At 61.2% G+C, this 1,967-nt stretch carries 2 protein-coding genes and 2 pseudogenes; 2 read left to right on the top strand and 2 right to left on the bottom strand.

Annotated features, from left to right (window positions below; genetic code table 11):
- Window positions 1-86 (top strand): annotated as a pseudogene (locus AB0F18_RS39145) (IS5/IS1182 family transposase); the annotation flags it as partial.
- Window positions 87-168: 82 nt separating this feature from the next.
- Here AB0F18_RS39145 and AB0F18_RS39140 read toward each other — a convergent pair.
- Window positions 169-885, bottom strand: coding sequence for a DUF6518 family protein (locus tag AB0F18_RS39140; protein WP_362070293.1), 717 nt, complete (start codon window positions 883-885; stop codon window positions 169-171).
- A 94-nt stretch (window positions 886-979) separates the two neighbouring features.
- Window positions 980-1,261, bottom strand: a complete 282-nt coding sequence (locus tag AB0F18_RS39135; RefSeq protein ID WP_362070296.1) for a lactococcin 972 family bacteriocin — start codon at window positions 1,259-1,261, stop codon at window positions 980-982.
- Between the two features lie 445 nt (window positions 1,262-1,706).
- Between AB0F18_RS39135 and AB0F18_RS39130 the strand changes: the two are divergent.
- Window positions 1,707-1,967, top strand: a pseudogene (locus AB0F18_RS39130) (transposase family protein); the annotation flags it as partial.

The raw sequence follows: 1,967 nt of genomic DNA, 5'->3' as shown, positions 1-1,967 counted from the left end.
GGCGGATCTTCCGCCGGAGCCGCTGCAGCCCGAACCGCATGACGGACATCGCCGCCGCGGTCCTCACCCTGGAGAGGCAACACTGAAAAGGCTCACTGAGCCCCGTCCTCTTCCAGGGGCGGGGCTGCCTTGCGTTGTCGCGATTCAGCTGTCTTGGTGGACCAAGGGTCAGAGACGCCGCGCAGGCGCAGCAGATTCCACCCGCCCGTCGGCTCGGCTACGTCGAACACGCCAGCTCCGCACTGTGTGTCCCACGAGAGCCACCGCGACGACGCATGCTGCGACGCGAGTGACGTTCCAGGTCATTGAGAAAGCTGGCCGCTGAGACTCCGCCTCTACGATCAATCGCTGGGTCGCCTCGAAGAAGGCGATCAACGGAACAAGCAGACGGAACAGAAGGCCACCAACGCCGGGCGTTCGCGCTACGTTCCCCACGAGTCCCACAGGTGCACCAAACACAAACGCCGCTATTCCCCACACGAGAATTTGCCCCTCGCTGGACGCGCCAGATTCCATCTCCATTTCAGCCGGAATGGAGGCGGCCGACTTCATTCCGGCCGGAATGATAGGGTTCATGTCCTTGAAGAAGTAATACGCGACGACGCCGACGGCCAATCCCGCCGCCGCCACAAAAGCCGACTCCATTTTAGATCGGCGAAAATAGCCCACCAGGAATGCGTAGCAAGCCCACGGCCAGCCACTAGAAAAGACAATACTTACAGCGACGCAAACGGGATTATCCCATTTTCCGGCAGTGGGGCCCACTAGGCCAAGTAGCAAACCCGCTCCGAGCGACACAGCCACTGGTACAACGCGAGCGCGTGCAAAGCGTGTGATTTTCCTTCCCCCGTTCAGTGGGTAAGCCCGAGTTGGAGGTGGCGCCACTCTGGGGCTCCGCGGGCGACCGAACAGCCCCAGAGTGGCTTTCCAACCTACCGCACTCTCCGAGGAGTTACTGCTCGGCGTGGGTGATCAGAACCTAATCGACGCTGTAGTAGGTGGAACAGGTGTAGGCCATACCCGCGGTAAGGTTCGCGTTGGACGTGCTGCCAGCCAGGGCCCAAGCACGATGCGTATCGCCCGCGAGATTCACCGTGGACGAGTGCCCCTTCGACCCGTGAAGGTAATTCGAGTAGCAGTACTTATTGAATACCCCGGGGCTGACCTCCCTTGCGGACCAGCCGTAACACCAGGTGCCACCGCTGGACGGATTGACGCATGCCTGCCCCTGCGGGCCGAAAGGGGTCGTCGATGCACCCATCTTTAACGTCACGACACCCCATTCAGACGGGTTGCCCAGAGCTGCAGGCGGCTGGGTGCCGTCCCCTCGATGGTGGACTGTGATGGCGACTCCGGAGGCGCTGGCGGTTGCAGACACGTCCGCGGCGGCCGGCGTCGCGAGGCCTATAGCCGAAATGGCTGCGCCCGCGATGGCGAGAGTGACGGATCTACCGGCAATCTTCACGAAAAATTCCCTCCCCCTGATTCCCCCTGTTGGGGACGGGAGAGATCCTTCACGAGTCCACACCTACCAGCAAATAAAAATTGAACCCGTTGACCCAAAACCACCTCGGCCAATTTATATGTAAATATCCAGACATTTCTATTTCCCTATTACCTCTTTTGCGGCGATTTGCCGAAAAGATTCCCCAGTCCGATTCTTCGGCTATCCAGCGCTTTGAATGCTGACCGATGGCCGATATCTAATCGGGATTGCGACCGTGTACCGCTACATACGCGAGGCCATCGATGTGCTGGCCGCTCTCGCACCGACGCCGGCCGAGGTGATGAGGACGGCCGCGCGCAAGGCGTTCGTCATCCTGGACGGCACGCTGTTGTCGATCGACCGGATCGCCGCCGACACCCCCTACTACTCCGGCAAGCACAAGCGCCACGGCATGAACGTCCAGGTCCTCACCGACCCGCTCGGCCGCCTGTTGTGGGCATCACCAGCCCTGCCCGGCGCC

The organism is Streptomyces sp. NPDC029216 (assembly GCF_040648015.1).
GTDB lineage: Bacteria > Actinomycetota > Actinomycetes > Streptomycetales > Streptomycetaceae > Streptomyces.
This window is presented reverse-complemented; position numbering and strand designations above follow the sequence as displayed.